Annotated in this window: 9 protein-coding genes and 1 pseudogene; 6 read left to right on the top strand and 4 right to left on the bottom strand. The window is 67.4% G+C overall.

From position 1 onward, the window contains the following. The first annotated feature begins 27 nt into the window (after positions 1-27). Complete coding sequence (gene pepN, locus C3E87_RS05955; protein ID WP_076060557.1) at positions 28-2,622, top strand: aminopeptidase N; 2,595 nt, start codon at positions 28-30, stop codon at positions 2,620-2,622. Between the two features lie 61 nt (positions 2,623-2,683). On the opposite strand, the gene C3E87_RS05950 is transcribed toward pepN, so the two are convergent. Then, a complete protein-coding gene (locus tag C3E87_RS05950; RefSeq protein WP_076060554.1) occupies positions 2,684-2,893 on the bottom strand; it encodes a hypothetical protein in 210 nt (69 codons plus the stop codon). A gap of 78 nt (positions 2,894-2,971) precedes the next feature. On the opposite strand from C3E87_RS05950, the gene pyrR reads away from it, so the two are divergent. The 5 genes and pseudogenes from pyrR (at position 2,972) to C3E87_RS05930 (ending at position 11,474) form a co-directional block, all read left to right on the top strand. Beyond that, the gene (gene pyrR, locus C3E87_RS05945) at positions 2,972-3,505 is read left to right on the top strand and encodes a bifunctional pyr operon transcriptional regulator/uracil phosphoribosyltransferase PyrR (RefSeq protein WP_076060552.1); all 534 of its coding nucleotides are present in this window, start codon (positions 2,972-2,974) and stop codon (positions 3,503-3,505) included. Then, positions 3,502-4,431, top strand: coding sequence for an aspartate carbamoyltransferase catalytic subunit (locus C3E87_RS05940; protein ID WP_076060549.1), 930 nt, complete (start codon positions 3,502-3,504; stop codon positions 4,429-4,431). The genes pyrR and C3E87_RS05940 overlap by 4 nt, the downstream gene beginning before the upstream one ends. Before the next feature lie 3 nt (positions 4,432-4,434). After that, positions 4,435-5,709: a dihydroorotase gene (locus tag C3E87_RS05935; RefSeq protein WP_076060547.1), complete on the top strand. Its 1,275-nt coding sequence runs from the start codon at positions 4,435-4,437 to the stop codon at positions 5,707-5,709. A gap of 269 nt (positions 5,710-5,978) precedes the next feature. Further along, positions 5,979-6,959, top strand: a pseudogene (locus C3E87_RS14865) (beta-galactosidase); the annotation flags it as partial. A gap of 96 nt (positions 6,960-7,055) precedes the next feature. Then, a complete protein-coding gene (locus C3E87_RS05930) occupies positions 7,056-11,474 on the top strand; it encodes a beta galactosidase jelly roll domain-containing protein (protein WP_369819257.1) in 4,419 nt (1,472 codons plus the stop codon). Between the two features lie 373 nt (positions 11,475-11,847). Here the strand turns inward: C3E87_RS05930 and C3E87_RS05925 are convergent, their stop codons facing one another. From C3E87_RS05925 to C3E87_RS05915, 3 genes are all read right to left on the bottom strand, one after another. Next, positions 11,848-12,774, bottom strand: coding sequence for a carbohydrate ABC transporter permease (locus tag C3E87_RS05925; protein WP_076060543.1), 927 nt, complete (start codon positions 12,772-12,774; stop codon positions 11,848-11,850). Beyond that, on the bottom strand, positions 12,774-13,721 hold the full coding sequence (locus C3E87_RS05920; protein WP_076060541.1) for a carbohydrate ABC transporter permease: 948 nt from the start codon (positions 13,719-13,721) through the stop codon (positions 12,774-12,776). Before C3E87_RS05920 ends, C3E87_RS05925 begins: the two co-directional genes overlap by 1 nt. Positions 13,722-13,810: 89 nt before the next feature. After that, complete coding sequence (locus tag C3E87_RS05915) at positions 13,811-15,169, bottom strand: ABC transporter substrate-binding protein (RefSeq protein ID WP_076060539.1); 1,359 nt, start codon at positions 15,167-15,169, stop codon at positions 13,811-13,813. Positions 15,170-15,282 lie beyond the last annotated feature (113 nt).

Below are 15,282 nucleotides of genomic sequence, written 5' to 3'. Positions count from 1 at the left end.
ACATCGACACAGGAGAATAGACACCCCATGGCTACGGCGAACATCACGCGCGACGAGGCCGTCGCACGGTCCCAGATCATGACCACCGAGGCCTACCGTGTTCTCGTCGACCTCACCGGTCGTGAGGTCGAACAGCCCGCCCGGCAGTTCGTCTCGACCACGCACCTCACCTTCTCCTCCGCGGGCGGCTCGACCTACCTCGACCTCATCGCCGACGACGTGCGTGAGGCCACCCTCGACGGTGAGGCGTTCGACACCTCGTCCTTCGACGGCTACCGCCTCCCCCTCCCCGAGCTGGAGGAGGGCAGGCACGAGGTGCAGGTCGTGGCCACGTGCCGCTACTCCAACACCGGCGAGGGCCTGCACCGTTTCGTGGACCCCGCCGACGACGCGGTGTACCTCTACACCCAGTTCGAGACGGCCGACGCACGCCGCATGTTCGCCAACGCCGAGCAGCCGGACCAGAAGGCCACCTTCCAGCTGACCGTGCTGGCCCCGAGCGAATGGGTGGTGTTCACCAACTCCGCCCGCGTGGAGCCGCACGACATCGGCGACGGTTTCGGCCGCTTCGAGCACGAGCCCACGCCACCGGTCGCCACCTATATCACCGCACTGGTCTGCGGCGAGTTCCACGTGGTGGAGGGCGCCATCACCACTGACGGCAAGGAGATCCCGGCGTCGGTGGCATGCCGCCGGTCGCTGGCCCAGTACCTGGACGCGGACCGCATCCTCACCACCACGCAGCGCGGTTTCGAGGTCTTCGAGGACTCCTTCGGCGTGCCCTACCCCTTCTCCACCTACGACCAGATCTTCGTGCCGGAGTTCAACGCCGGGGCCATGGAGAACGCCGGCTGCGTCACCTTCCGCGACGAGTACCTGTTCCGCTCGCGGGTGACGTCGCGGGAACTGGACGCCCGCGACAACACGATCCTCCACGAACTGGCCCACATGTGGTTCGGCGACCTCGTCACCATGCGCTGGTGGAACGACCTGTGGCTCAACGAATCCTTCGCCGAATGGGCCTCCCACTACGCCAACGACGAGATCTCGAAGCGCTACGACACCGGCACCAACTCCTGGGCGTCGTTCAGTAACGAGCGCAAGGCCTGGGCCTACCTGCAGGACCAGCTCTCCACCACCCACCCCATCGCCGCCGACATGAGCGACCTCGAGAAGGTCGAGCAGAACTTCGATGGCATCACCTATGCCAAGGGCGCCTCCGTCCTGAAGCTGCTGGTGTCCATCGTCGGCCGCGAGGCGTTCCTCGCCGGCGTGCACGAGTACTTCCAGAAGCACGCGTGGGGCAACACCGAACTCTCGGACCTCCTCGTCGAGCTGGAAGCGGCCTCCGGCCGCGACCTGTCGTGGTTCTCCGCCCAGTGGCTGGAGACGGCAGGCGTCAACACGCTGGCCCCCAGCTTCGACCTGGACGACGAGGGCCGCTTCACGCGCTTCGACGTGGTGCAGACCGCCCACCCGGACTGGCCGACGCTGCGGACGCACCGCCTGGGCATCGGCATCTACGCCCTCGGTGAGGACGGCCTGCTCACCCGCAGCCACTACGTCGAGACCGATGTCGACGGCGAGCGCACCGCCATCGAGTACCTGGTGGGGGTGCACCGCGGCGACGTGGTGCTCCTCAACGACGGCGACCTCACCTACGCCAAGGTCCGCTTCGACGACGACTCGTCCGCCGCGCTCGTGGAGCACATCGGCGCGCTGACAGATCCCCTGGCCCGCGCCGTCTCGCTCACCGCCTTCTGGGAGATGACGCGCGACGCGGAGTTCCCGGCACAGCAGTACAAGCGCCTGGTGCAGGCCGCGCTCCCCTCGGAGAACGACATGGCAGGCGCCTCGACGCTGCTCGCGCAGGCCAGCAACGCCGCCCTCGCGTTCACGGCGCCGGAACTGCGCGACGACCTCAACACCCGCTGGGTGGCGGGCCTCGCGCAGCTCCTCAAAGAGACCGAGCCCGGCTCCGACAAGCAGGTGCTGGTCGCCAAGGCGCTCATCGGGAATGTGCGCTCCGCAGAGGGCATCGAACTGATCCGCGGGTGGCTCAACGGTGAAGAGGTGCCCGAGGGCCTGGCCATCGACACCGGCATGCGGTGGGCGATCACGGCGGCCCTGGCCAAGCTGGGCGCCATCGGCCACGACGAGATCTCCGCCGAACTGGACCGCGACAACACCTCCGCCGGCGCCGAACAGGCCGCCGGCGCGGGTGCCGCGCTCCCTGACGTGGACTCCAAGTCGCAGGCGTGGGCGCTGGCCACGGACGACCCGGACGTGCCCAACGAGACCCACCGGTCCATCTGCATGGGCTTCTGGCGCTACGGCCAGGACGAGGTGCTGGAGCCCTATCCGGCCGCCTACCTCGATCTGCTCGGCCGCATCTCGCGCCGCGAGGGCACGTGGGCCGACAGGGGCTACGCCACCGTCGGCACCGCGCTGCGTTGGCTGTTCCCGACGCCGCTGGTGACGGAGTCACTGGTGGCCACCATCCAGGCGTGGCTCGACGACAACGAGCCCAGCGAACAGGTCCGCCGGTCCGTCACTGAACGCCTCGACGAGGCACGCCGCTCGCTGAGGGCCCAGGAGCGCAGCCGCCTCGACGCGTCCTGAACAACGACGAAGGGGCCGCCGGGCAACAATGCCCGGCGGCCCTTTCGTCGTTCAGGTGCGGTCAGTTCGGACGGGTGTTCTCCAGTTCGGTGCTGCTGGCCTTCAGCTCGCGCTCGCGGCGTTCGCGCGCCAGCTTGGGGCCGAAGTAGAGCAGAGCCACGATGACGCCGAAGCCCAGCGGGCCTAGCACCATCAGGAACATCAGGAGCATGTCAGAGACGGGCTCCGGCTGGGGCCAGCCCGGAAGGACCTCGAGTGGGAGCAGGTTCATGGCAGGCACTCTATACGGAACTGGCGTGTGAGAGGAGTCAGTCCGTACGGTAGATTGAGCCGACCACGGGAGGAAACCATGGAGCCACGCGCCGTAGTAGATGGCGACGAGATGCAGTGGGCGTTGAACCGCATGACGCACGAGATCCTCGAAAAGAACCACGGCAGTGATGACGTGATCCTGTTGGGCATCATCACCCGGGGCGCCCCTCTGGCGGAGCGGATCGCCGCCATCGCCGAGGCGCAGGGGCACGCCATCCCTGTCGGCCAACTCGACATCACGATGTACCGCGACGACCTGCGCCGCAACCCCACCCGCATGCCCAGCCCCACCGTCCTGCCGGAGGAGATCGACGGCAAGGTCGTGGTGCTGGTGGACGACGTGCTGTTCTCCGGACGCACCATCCAGGCCGCGCTGCTCGCACTGGCAGACCTGGGCCGGCCACGCTCCATCCAACTGGTGGCGCTCATCGACCGCGGTGGACGCGACCTGCCCATCCAGGCGGACATCGTCGGCAAACTCATCCCGACGGCCCGCGACGAACGGGTCCGCGTGAACCTCACCGAGACCGACGGCCAGGACCTCATCACCATCGAACGGAGCGGCCAGTGAAGCATCTCCTCGGCATCGCCGATCTCAGCGAAGAGGAGATCTGGACCATCCTTGACACAGCCGAGGAAATGCACGACATCCAGTCGCGCCCCATCAAGAAGCTGCCCGCCCTGCGCGGCCGCACCATCGTCAACCTGTTCTTCGAGGACTCGACGCGCACCCGCTCATCCTTCGAGTTGGCGGCCAAATGGCTGTCGGCAGATTCCATCAACGTCGCGGCCAAGGGGTCGTCGGTGTCCAAGGGCGAGTCCATGAAGGACACGCTGCAGACCCTCGACGCCATGAGCGTCGACGCCATCGTGATGCGGCACGCCGGCTCCGGCTCGGTGGCGCAGGCGGCCGGCTGGGTCCGCGCGTCGATGATCAACGCCGGCGACGGCATGCACGAACACCCCACCCAGGCGCTCCTTGACGCCCACGCGATCCGTCGGCACCTGCGCGCCAACAACCTGGGCGACCTGTCGGGCAAGCGCATCGCCATCACCGGCGACCTGCTGCACTCCCGCGTGGTGCGCTCCAACGTGCTCCTGTGGGAGAAGGTGGGCGCCAGCGTCGTGCTGGTGGCTCCCCCGACGCTGATGCCGCCCGGCGTGGAGACGTGGGGCGTGGAGACCACCGCCACCTTCGACGAGGTGCTGCCGGAAGTGGACGTCGCCATGATGCTGCGCGTCCAGCGCGAGCGCATGCAGGGCGGGTTCTTCCCGTCCGAGCGCGAGTACATCGACGCCTACGGCCTCACCCCCCGCCGCCTCAGGATGCTGAAGGACGGCGCCTGCATCGCACACCCCGGCCCGATGAACCGGGGCCTCGAGATCTCGTCAGCCGCCGCCGACGCCGCGCGCTCGATCATCCTCGACCAGGTCTCGGCCGGTGTCGCGGTGCGGATGAGCGTGCTCTACCACCTGCTTGCCGGAGAGGAAAAGTAGTAGATGACCGCCACCACGCTCCGAGGGGTGCAACTGCCGGACGGCACCCGCACCGACCTCCACCTCACCAACGGCGTCATCGCCGAAGCAGCACCGGCCGACGCTCAGGTCATCGACTGCGACGGCCTCATCGCGCTGCCGGGCCTCGTCGATCCCCACACCCACCTGCGTGAGCCTGGCCGCGAAGACGCCGAAACGGTGCTGAGTGGCACCGAGGCCGCCGCCCGCGGCGGCTTCACCGCGGTGTGCGCGATGGCCAACACCCAGCCCGTCACCGACACCGCGGAGAAGGCCGAGCACGTTCTCGACCTCGGCCTCAACGCCGGTCTGGTGGACGTCGTCGTCATCGGCGCCATCTCCAAGGGCCTCAAGGGCGAGGAACTCGCCGAACTGGGCCTGATGAACCGTTCCCGCGCGCGGGTGACGATGTTCTCCGACGACGGCATGTGCCTGATGAACCCCCAGCTCATGCGCCGCGCGCTGGAGTGGGTGCGCCCCTTCAACGGCGTGGTCGCCCAGCACTCGCAGGATTCGTTCCTGGCCGGCCCCGGCGCCTGCTGCCACGAGGGCGAGTTGTCCGGGCGCCTCGGCCTGGGCGGCTGGCCGCCCGTAGCGGAGTCGACGATCATCGCCCGCGACGCCATGCTGGCTGAGGCCACCGGTTCCCGGCTGCACGTGTGCCACATCACCACCGCCGAGGGCGTCGAAGTGGTGCGGTGGGCCAAGCAGCGCGGCGTGCAGATCACGGCTGAGGTCACGCCCCACCACCTGCTGCTGGGCACCGAGGAACTCACCGGCTACGACACCGTCTACAAGGTGAACCCGCCGTTGCGCACCCCCGAGCACATCGAAGCCCTGCGCGCCGCGCTGGAGGACGGCACCATCGACGTGGTGGGCACGGACCATGCGCCCCATGCGCCGCAGGACAAGGACCATGCCTTCGTCGACGCCAGGCCCGGCATGCTGGGTCTGGAGCAGGCGCTGTCCGTCGTCATCGAGACCATGGTCAAGCCAGGGCGTCTCACCTGGGCCCAGATGGCCGAGCGGATGAGCCACGCTCCCGCCCGGCTGGCGTCCCTGGCGGATCAGGGGCGCCCGCTCCGGGTCGGCGAGCCCGCCAACATCGTGCTGGTCAACCCTGATCGGACCGCGACGGTGGACAGGGCTCAGTCGAGGTCGCTGAGCCGCAACAACCCGTACCACGGACGCACCCTGCCGGACCCCGTGGAGGCCACCTTCCTGAGGGGTCGCCAGACTTTCGCGCGCACCGATTCCTGAGGGGTCCCCGCGCTGGGGGGCCTGATCCGGCCGGGGCGTTCTCAAACGCTCGTTGAGAACGCGTGATCGTCAGAATTCTTTGCTACTGAACGCTCCGCCTTGCGACACTCACCGGACCTGCACTGTCGCACGGAAGGCCCCCCAGCGTGAATAACCGCTTGTCAAGAAGATTTCTTGCCATCCTCGCCGTGATCGCCCTCGCGATCACCGGCTTCGTAGCACCCGGCACGGCGAAGGCCGTCGACCCGCCCGCCCACCAGGGCAACAAGATCACGTTCCCCGGCAACGATGGCCAGGAACATGCCGTCTCCTGGGACGGCCATTCGTTCACGATCGACGGAGAGCGCCTCGTCATCTGGTCCGGCGAACTCCACCATTGGCGGGTGCCGCACGAGGACGGATGGCGCGACGTCTTCCAGAAGTTGCGCGCGGCAGGCTTCAACGCCGTCTCGCTCTACTTCTTCTGGGGCCTGCACCAGAACGAGGAGGGTGGCCCCTTTGATTTCTCCGGTCCCCGTGATCTCGACAAGCTGCTGACTCTCGCCGCTGAGGAGGGCCTCTACGTCATCGCGCGCCCCGGGCCGTACGTCAACGCAGAGATCTCGATGGGCGGCCTGCCCGCGTACATGGTCAACAAGTCGGCCTGGTCGCTGCGTTCCACCGATCCCTCGGTGCTCGAGCCCTCGAAGGAGTGGCTGAGCGCGTTCAACGACATCGCACGCAACCACCAGGTCACCGACGGCGGCGGCTCGCTGCTGCTCTACCAGGTCGAGAACGAGTTGATCTCCGACGACGCCAACCGGCGCGCGTTCCTGAAGGCCCTGACCGACCACGTCTCCGCGGACGGCATCGACGTGCCGCTGTTCCACAACGACTACGGCCTCGGGGGCAGGTTCCGCGACGTCGCGAACGTCGGCACCGACTTCTACGCCTACGACTCCTACCCGTTGGGCTTCTCCTGCGACGGGAACCGCGGTTCCATCAATGATCAGGAGGCGCAGTTCAGGAACTTCGCCCCCAACTCCCCGCACTTCATCACGGAGGCGCAGGGCGGCGCATTCTCCCCGTGGGGCGCACCGTGGACCGAGAACGACAAGTGCATGGACTACGTCGATCCCGAGTTCACCCGGCAGTGGGGTGTCAACAACATCGGCCAGGGCGTGACCGCGTTCAACTACTACATGATCATCGGCGGCACGAACTGGGGCTACACCGGCGCACCCGGCTCCGGTTTCACCAGCTACGACTACGGCGCGGCCCTCAACGAGGACCGCACGATCACCGGCAAGCTGGCCGTGCAGAAGGAGCTGGGCTACTACCAGCGCGCCCTGCCGGAGCTGGGCTCAATGGCGCCCGCCGCGCGGCCCACCGCCACGACCGTCGAAGGCTCCCCCGTCAACGTCTACCAGCGCATCGCCACCGACGCCTCAGACCAGGCCAACTCGGTCACCGGCAACGGCCCGCGCTTCATCGGCGCCCGACTCGGCAACTCCAACACCACCACCGACACCACCTTCACGTTCCCGCTGAGCCTCGGCGAGGAAACCGGCCCGGTGACGGACCAGTTCACAGACGACGACCGCTCGCCCCGCATCACCTACTCCACAGGCTGGAGCCAAGTGGCGGACGCGTCGGCCTACAAGGGCACGCTGACCCGCTCGTCGACGATGGGCGCGACGGCGACGATCACGTTCACGGGCACGGGGCTCGACGTCGTCGTCCCGACCGGCCCCAGCTACGGCAAGGCCACGCTCACGGTTGACGGAGGCACCCCCGTCCAGATGGACGCGTCCTACAACACCGAGCAGAACGCGCCGGTGCAGCAGGTGCGCGGCTCCGTGACAGGCCTGTCCGACGGGACCCACACCGCGGTCATCCGCGTCAGCGGCCAGCCCGGCGCCAACGCCACCGGCACCGCTTTCGCGATCGACGCCCTCCACGTGACCGGCTCCGGCACCCCAGCCAGCAGCACCGTCCACAACGACTCGGACACCAACTTCTTCACCTACACCCCTGCCGCGATGAACTACTCGCCCGCGGGCGGCGCGGAGTCCGCGCGATGGACCCACGCGTCCGGCTTCAAGTGGACCGCGGGTGACCTCCAGGGCGACGAGACCTACACGCGCACGAAGGGCGACTCGGTCGAGTTCACCTTCACCGGCACCGGCTTCGACGTCATCGCGGCCCACTCGGAGAACCACGGCCCGGCCGATGTTTTCATCGACGGCGTGCCCGCCGGCCAGACCAGCGAGGAGGTGGTCACCACCGGGGCGGTCCCGCAGCAGGTCATCTTCTCCAAGAAGGGCCTCACTGACGGCGAACACACGGTCAAGCTGGTTCACACCGGCGAGTTCTTCCCCGGCGCGGCCGACAGCCGCGGCGCCTACTTCTCGCTCGACGCGGTGCGCGTGTACACCGGTGGCACCACCACCGAGCCCACGCCGGCGCCGACCGGCGAGATCGCCTGGGCACGCATCCCGCAGCAGGCGGGCACGACCCTGCGGATCCACGGCCGTGACGCGCTGATGGTGACCGCAGACCTCAAGCTCGGCGGGGTCCACGACCTGTACTACACGACCTCGCAGCTGTTCGACCAGCCGCTGGCCACCAGCACGGGCCTCGTTCAGACCCTCGTGGGCCACGCCGGCGACGCGGGCGAGACCGTGCTCAAGGTCCCGGCCGGGTACACCGTCGCGGCACCTGCGGCCGTCACGCAGAACTACGACGCCGCCAAGCAGCAGCTGAGGCTGAACTACACCCACGGCGCATCGCCGGTGGACATCACGGTCACCCGCGCCGACGGCGAAAAGCTCGTGCTGCGCGTCATGGACCGTGCGACGGCGGCCACCACGTGGCACGTCGAGGGCGTCCGGGGCTCCGGCAACGACTCTGTGTTCGTGCGTGGTGCGTACCTCGTGCGCACGGTGAAGTTCGACGGCACCACCGCGCACCTGACGGGCTCGATGGCCGCGGGCGGCACGCTGCACGTCACCCTCCCTGAGGGCATCACCTCCTACACCTGGAACGGCCAGGCGCTGACCAGCGGCGCGGCTCCCGGTCCGGTCGCGCAGACCGCGCCGACACTGAACTGGGTGAAGAAGGCCGAGCCCCTGCCGGTCGCCGTCGACTACGACGACTCCGACTGGACCGTCGCCAACGCCCGTACCCCGCTCAATTCACAGCAGGGCCCCGGCAGCAACGGTGTGGTGCTCGACTCGAACCGCTACGGCTTACACAACGGTTCCGTCTGGTACCGCGCCGAGTACACGGCAGCCGACACTGCACCGACGATCCTGTCGTTCCGCGGTAACGCCGGCACGTTCGGCGCGCAGCGCAAGGCGCCGGGCTTCTTCCAGGTCTGGGTCAACGGCCAGTACGCCGGTGCCCGCACCCTCAACGGCTCCACCCAGAGCGTCCCGGTGCCTGCCGGGTCCATCGTCGGCGGCCAGGACGTCGTCGTCACTGTGCTGGCCAACAACCTGGGTCTGAACCTCGACTGGTCGGATGACGGCCTGTCGCGACAGAACCGCGGTCTCTTCGAGGCCAACCTCGGTTCGAAGGCCGGCACCGAGACCTGGAAGTTGCAGGGCTCCGCGGACGCGTTCGGCCAGTCCGACGCCATGCGTGGCATGTACAACACCGGCGGCAAGATCGGTGAAATCGAGGGCTGGCACCTACCAGGCGTCGACACCACTGGCTGGACCGCCGCGTCCACGATGAAGGCCACCGAGGCCGGCACCACCTGGTACCGGACCAAGGCCGACCTCAACGTGCCCGAGGGCCAGGACACCGCTTGGCGCCTGGTCATCGACGCCGACAACTTCGGCGGTACCGCCGCCACGCGCACCAACGGCAGCCAGGTCGACCTGTACGTCAACGGCTGGAACGCCGGCGTGTTCATCGGCGACGTCGGCCCGCAGTCCCAGTTCACCATCCCTGCGGGATGGCTGAACCCGCGCGGCGAGAACGAGATCGCCGTGTCCGTGGTCGCGAAGTCTGCGGGCCAGGGCCCCACCACCATCCGTCTGGTCCCGGTGCACTCCACCACCGGCGCCCCGGCGGACTGGCAGCCCTATACCGCCGCCAACCAGGCGCAGTACCTGAGCCGCATCCTCACCGCGCCGTCGATGACGGTCACCTCGGCCCCTGCCGAACTGACCTGGGGTGCCAGCAGCACCGTCAGCTTCGCCATGACCAACGTGCCTGCGGGCAGCACGTTCACCGTCGACGCCCCCGCGGGCTGGACGGTGACGCCTGCGACGCAGACCACCACCGGTGACACCGCGTCGGTGACGGTGAAGGCCCCGCTGGACGGTACTTCGGGCACCATCCGAGCGGTGGCCAGGCTCGCGGACGGTCGCACCGCCAGCGTCTCCACCGCGATCCGCTTGATCGACCCGTCGGTCCTGGACATCGCCGGCGTCGTGGCGTGGAACTCCGCCGAACCGAACGAAGGCGGCGGCAGCGGCTACGTCACGGCGTTGGCAGACGGCAACCCGAACACGTACTGGCACACCCGCTGGAGCGGCGGCACCACGCCCTTCCCGCACTACGTGGTGCTAGACCTGGGCGAGGTCAAGGACATCGCCTCGTTGACCTACCTTCCGCGCCAGAGCAGCACCAACGGCCTCATCGGTGAGTACGAGGTCCACGTGGCCGCCGCGGGCGACTTCGGCGTCCGCACCGACGAGCAGCTCAAGCAGATGGCGTACCCCGAGCCGGCCGGTGTCCAGTACACCAAGGTGGCCGAGGGTACGTTCAGCGACGGTCTGGGTCTGAAGACGGTCGAGATCCCCGACGGCCCCGTCGAGGCGCGCTACGTGAAGTTCGTCGCGGTACACCCCCTGATTGCGGGGCACAACTGGACGACTGTGGCGGAACTGACCGTCTCCGGAGATGCTCCGGTGGCGGTGGCCCCCACCCTCGCCGCCATCACCAACCAGACGGGCAAGGTGGGCACCGCGGTGTCCATCCAACCGACGGTGACCGGCACCGCTCCCTTCACCTGGAGCGCCAGCGGCCTGCCCACCGGCGTGACGATCAACACGACCACGGGTCTCATCACCGGCACCCCCACCGTGGACGGGGCGTTCCCCGTGATGGTGTCTGTGACGGACGGGACCGGGCTCAGCGGCTCCACCACGTTCACCCTGAGCGTGGCGAAGACCGCCACTGCCTCGCCTAGCCCGTCGGTGTCGCCTTCGCCGAGCGTGTCGCCGAGCCCCTCGAAGTCGCCTTCGGTGAAGCCCTCGGTGAAGCCCTCGGTGTCGCCTTCGGTCAAGCCGTCGGCGACCCCGACCAAGCCGTCCGACACGTTCGTCCGGACCGCGCCCTACACCGAACCCGGCAAGCACGACTTCAACGGCCGTCAGTGGATGACCACCTGCGAACCGTATTCGCAGACCGAGCGCTGCCGCACCGAGATCTGGGCCACCGTGGTCAAGATGGAGAACGGGCAGTTCGTCCGCAAGTCGGGGTGGGCCTTCAACAACCTGACCTACCTGCCGTACATGACCCGGCAGGCCTGGAAGGGCAACCCCCTCGGTGACCTGGGCTCCACCACGAACGGCGTGTTCACTTCGGCCGGTCGGCAGTGGAAGACCGAATGCGACACCGCCGCCACCGGTCGGGGCGCGTGCCGCTCCTACACCTGGACGACGGTGTACGCCGCCACCGCGAAGCCCGAGGGCGGCTACACCTTCAGCCAGGAGAACCAGTGGGTGTTCAACAACATCGTGATGTTCGGAGGACCCGAGAAGCGTTGATCCGTTCCCGAGCCGGGCGCGCAGTGCCCGGTCGAAGGGGCGGTGAGGTGACTCTCCGCTGAAGTGGGCCCCCGGGCTTCCAAGCAACCTGCTTGGAAGCCCGGGGGTTCTTCGCGTGTGCGCTGGTGCACACCGTGGGCGAAGGCAGCCAACGCGCCAGCTGGGTTGGACCCGCCGTCGTCCGGCAACGAAGCTGCGATTCCTGCTGGGTCGGCGCTGTGGACGGCGCCACACTCAGCAGTGAAACGGGGCTGGCTGTTCAATGCTGGGGTTGATGCCAAGGACGGCATCAAACCCAGCACCCACCCGCCAAGCACAACGACGCGGGGCCGGGCGCAATGCCCGACCCCGCGTCGAATGATCCGGTGGTGGATCAGCCCTTCACGGAACCAGCCGCCAAGCCGGCCTTCCAGAAGCGCTGGAGGAAGAGGAACAGCGCGATCAGCGGGATGACGCCCAGGAGCGACCCGAGCATGACGGCACCCCGGTTGGGGTCGAAGTAGCTCATCATTCCGTAGAGGCCCAGGGTGACGGGTTTCAGCTCCGCGGAGCTGATCATCATCAACGGCAGGAGGAAGTTGTTCCAGGTGGCGACGAAGATGAACAGGAAGACCGTCACCATCGCGGGTGAGAGGAGACGCAACACCATCGTGAAGAAGATGCGCGCCTCACCGGCGCCGTCGATGCGGGCGGCTTCGAGCAACTCCGTGGGCACCGACGTGGCGGCGTACACGTTGCCGAGGAACACGCCGAACGGCGACACCATGCACGGGATGAGGATCGACCAGATGGTGTTGGTGATTCCCATCTGCGTGAACAACAGGTACATCGGAACCGTCAGCAGAGCCACGGGCATGAGCAGGCCGGTCATGACGGCGCCCAGCATGATGCCTCGGCCGGGGAACGTGAACTTGGCCAGAGCGTAGCCGCAGGCCACCGAGAGGAGCGTCCCGACGGCTGCGGACACGGTGGAGTAGAACACCGAGTTCGCTACCCAGCGGGGAAACAGGTCCTGCGTCCACGACATCAGGGCGCTCCAGTTGGCCCCCCAGCTGACGTCGTTGCCGAACCAGAAGCCGAAGGTGCCCAGAAGGTCACCCTTGGTCTTGGACGACGCGAAGATCACCCAGACGATGGGCAGGAGGAAATACAACCCGATGAGGGCGAGGACCACCGTCGTGAGGTTGCGAGCCGTCTTGCTCGGCGCGATGGCACGCGGGGGCAGACCGTCGATCGACGGGCGGTACACCAACCCGTCCGGAGTGGTTTTCGTCTTGGGGTTCGTGACTCTGGTGAACATCACTTCTGAAGCCTCCGCTGCGCGAGGAAGTAGACGATGGCGAGTGAGCCGGCGATCAGGGCCATCAGGATGGAGATGGCGGACGCCATTCCAGCGCCGCTCGGGGTGATCTGACCCATCATCGTGTTGTAGGCCATCATCATCGGCGTGTAGCTGTTGGGCATCCAGGTGGCCAACGTCTGCACGACTGCGGGCTCGTTGAACAACTGCACCGTGCCGATGATCGACAGCAGCACTGCCAGCAGCGCTGCGCTGCCCACCATGGGGATCTTGATCTGCGTGGTGATCTTCCAACCCGAGGCGCCATCGATGCGGGCAGCTTCGTACAGGTCTCCGGGGATCGCCTGCAGAGCGGCCAGGAAGATCAGCATGTTGTAGCCCGTGTAGGTCCACGTGGTCATGTTGGCCATGGACCACAGCACCACTGGGGGCGACAGGAAGAAGGGGGATCCCTGAACACTGCCGAAGGCATCCGCGAAGGGCGACACCTCGGGGATGTAGAGGTATCCCCACACGATGGCGGCGATCAAGCCCGGGATGGCGTAGGGCAGGAAGTAGGACAGGCGCCAGAGGCCCGGGCGGCGAACCAGGTACGAGTCGAGGAGCAGCGCCAGGAGGAGCGCGACTCCGATCATGACGGGAATCTGCACCAGGCCGAACAGCATGACGCGTCCGACACCTTCCCAGAATGCAGGGTTCGACGCCGCGACCCGGAAGTTCTCCAGACCGACGAACTGCTCCGTCATCGTGCCACCACCGTAAAGGCCCCCGCTCGCCTTCATGGTGAACAGGGCCGAGCGGGCAGACGAGACGATGGGAGCGATGAAGACGAGGCAGAACGCCAGGAAGAACGGCAGTGCGAACGCCCAACCGCTGATCGCTTGATGCCTAGCCTGTCGGCTCCACCTTCTGCGTTTCGGCTCAGCTGTAGTGCTGGGCGAGGACATATTCTCTCCTATTAATCTTGTGCGGACGGAAACCGGGCCTGGGTGCGGAGGCTCCGCTCCCAGGCCCGGGTCCACTGGATCATCGACGATCAGCTGGCAACCGAAAGACCAGCATCCTGCAGGGCAGCGATGGATGCCGCCTGCGCAGCCACGAACACATCAGCGACCTTGCCGGAACCGTTGGCGGCGGCAGCAGCTGCCTCAGCCATCTTCGGACCCACGGCGGAGAAGCCCGGGATGTAGCCGAACTCGGTGCTCATGCGCTCGTTGGCCTTCACCAGTTCAGCCATGACGTCCTGGCCACCGAACTGGCGGCTCATCTTCTCGGGCGTCGCGGCGACGGCGGTGGCGGCGGGAACGAGGCCCTGCTGCGCGAGGTCATCGACCTGGGTGTTGAACCAGGCGTTGAACTCCATGGCCTCAGCCGGGTTGGCGCAGCCCTTCATGACCGCCACGCCAGAGCCGCCGTTCGGGCCGGTCAGCTCGGAACCGTTGATGGCGGGCATCTGAGCGACGCGCCACTGGCCCTCGAAGGCAGTCCCGTCCAGGGCATCGAGTGCGAAACCCGTCTCCCAGGCGGCGGCGATGTTGCCGATGAGGCTGCCGTCGACCAGGGCTGCGCCGTAGGCGTCGCCCCAACGGTCGTGCGTGAGGACGGCCTTGTTGTCCAGCAGTTCCTGCCACATGGCAGCGACGGCCTGGGATTCCGCGGTGTCGGTCTTCACGACCCACTGATCGTTCTCAGCCCCGTACCAGACGGCGCCGGCGCCGGCGGCCTGGCCGGACAGCCAGTACTGCGCCTCGTCAGGGGTGAAGTCAGCGATGTACTTGCCTGCGGCAGCAGCCTTCTTGGCGGCCTCGACGAACGACGCGGAGTCGGTCGGGACCTCGATGCCGAGCTTCTCGAACTCAGCCTCGTTGTACAGGTAGACGAGCGGGCCCGAATCCTGCGGCAGGCCCACCATGGTGCCTCCGACCGACATCTGGCCGAACGCGCCGCCGAAGTCACCCTCGTACTTCTTGGCCTCTTCAGTGACGTCCTCGACCAGGCCCTTGACGAACATCTCGGGAACTTCGGCGTAACCGAGTTGCGCGAGGCAGGGAGCGTTGTTCGCGTTGACGTCCGTCTCGAGCTTGGTGATCATCTCTTGGGCCTTGCCATCGAACTTGGTGGCGGTGACCTGGATGTTCGGGTTCTCGTCGTTCCAACGCTGAACGATCTCGCTGACCGGGGTCATGCCCTCGCCGTCGGGGAGACGGTGGAGGTACTGGATCTCCACGGGCTCGCCGGCAGGCTCTTCAGCGGGCGTGCTCTCCTCGGCAGGGGCGGTGCTGGCAGCGGGGCTTTCCTCAGCGGCGGGTTCGGTGGTGCCGGTGCCACAGGCACTCAGGCCCAGGGCTGCGACGGCCAGCACTGCGCCGGCCTTCATGTAACGCTTGAAAGTCATTAATCCTCCGGATCTACTTCGACAGGAGCTGTTCCTAGGGACAAACCGTACACTCGCTCACTCGGCGCCCCGCCATTGGACGCGGTAACGCTCATAGCAAACGACTGATTGAT

The sequence above is a fragment of the Tessaracoccus sp. ZS01 genome, assembly GCF_022342445.1.
Classification (GTDB): Bacteria; Actinomycetota; Actinomycetes; order Propionibacteriales; family Propionibacteriaceae; genus Arachnia.
The sequence above is the reverse complement of the archived record's forward strand: the minus strand, read 5'-3'. Positions and strand labels throughout refer to the sequence as shown.

Bases quoted from the DNA above. Each gene is read 5' to 3' on its own strand.
- pepN (WP_076060557.1), top strand. From the start codon at position 28: ATGGCTACGGCGAACATCACGCGCGACGAGGCCGTCGCACGGTCCCAG.
- C3E87_RS05950 (WP_076060554.1), bottom strand. From the start codon at position 2,893: ATGAACCTGCTCCCACTCGAGGTCCTTCCGGGCTGGCCCCAGCCGGAG.
- pyrR (WP_076060552.1), top strand. From the start codon at position 2,972: ATGGAGCCACGCGCCGTAGTAGATGGCGACGAGATGCAGTGGGCGTTG.
- C3E87_RS05935 (WP_076060547.1), top strand. From the start codon at position 4,435: ATGACCGCCACCACGCTCCGAGGGGTGCAACTGCCGGACGGCACCCGC.
- C3E87_RS05930 (WP_369819257.1), top strand. From the start codon at position 7,056: ATGGCGCCCGCCGCGCGGCCCACCGCCACGACCGTCGAAGGCTCCCCC.
- C3E87_RS05925 (WP_076060543.1), bottom strand. From the start codon at position 12,774: ATGTTCACCAGAGTCACGAACCCCAAGACGAAAACCACTCCGGACGGG.
- C3E87_RS05920 (WP_076060541.1), bottom strand. From the start codon at position 13,721: ATGTCCTCGCCCAGCACTACAGCTGAGCCGAAACGCAGAAGGTGGAGC.
- C3E87_RS05915 (WP_076060539.1), bottom strand. From the start codon at position 15,169: ATGACTTTCAAGCGTTACATGAAGGCCGGCGCAGTGCTGGCCGTCGCA.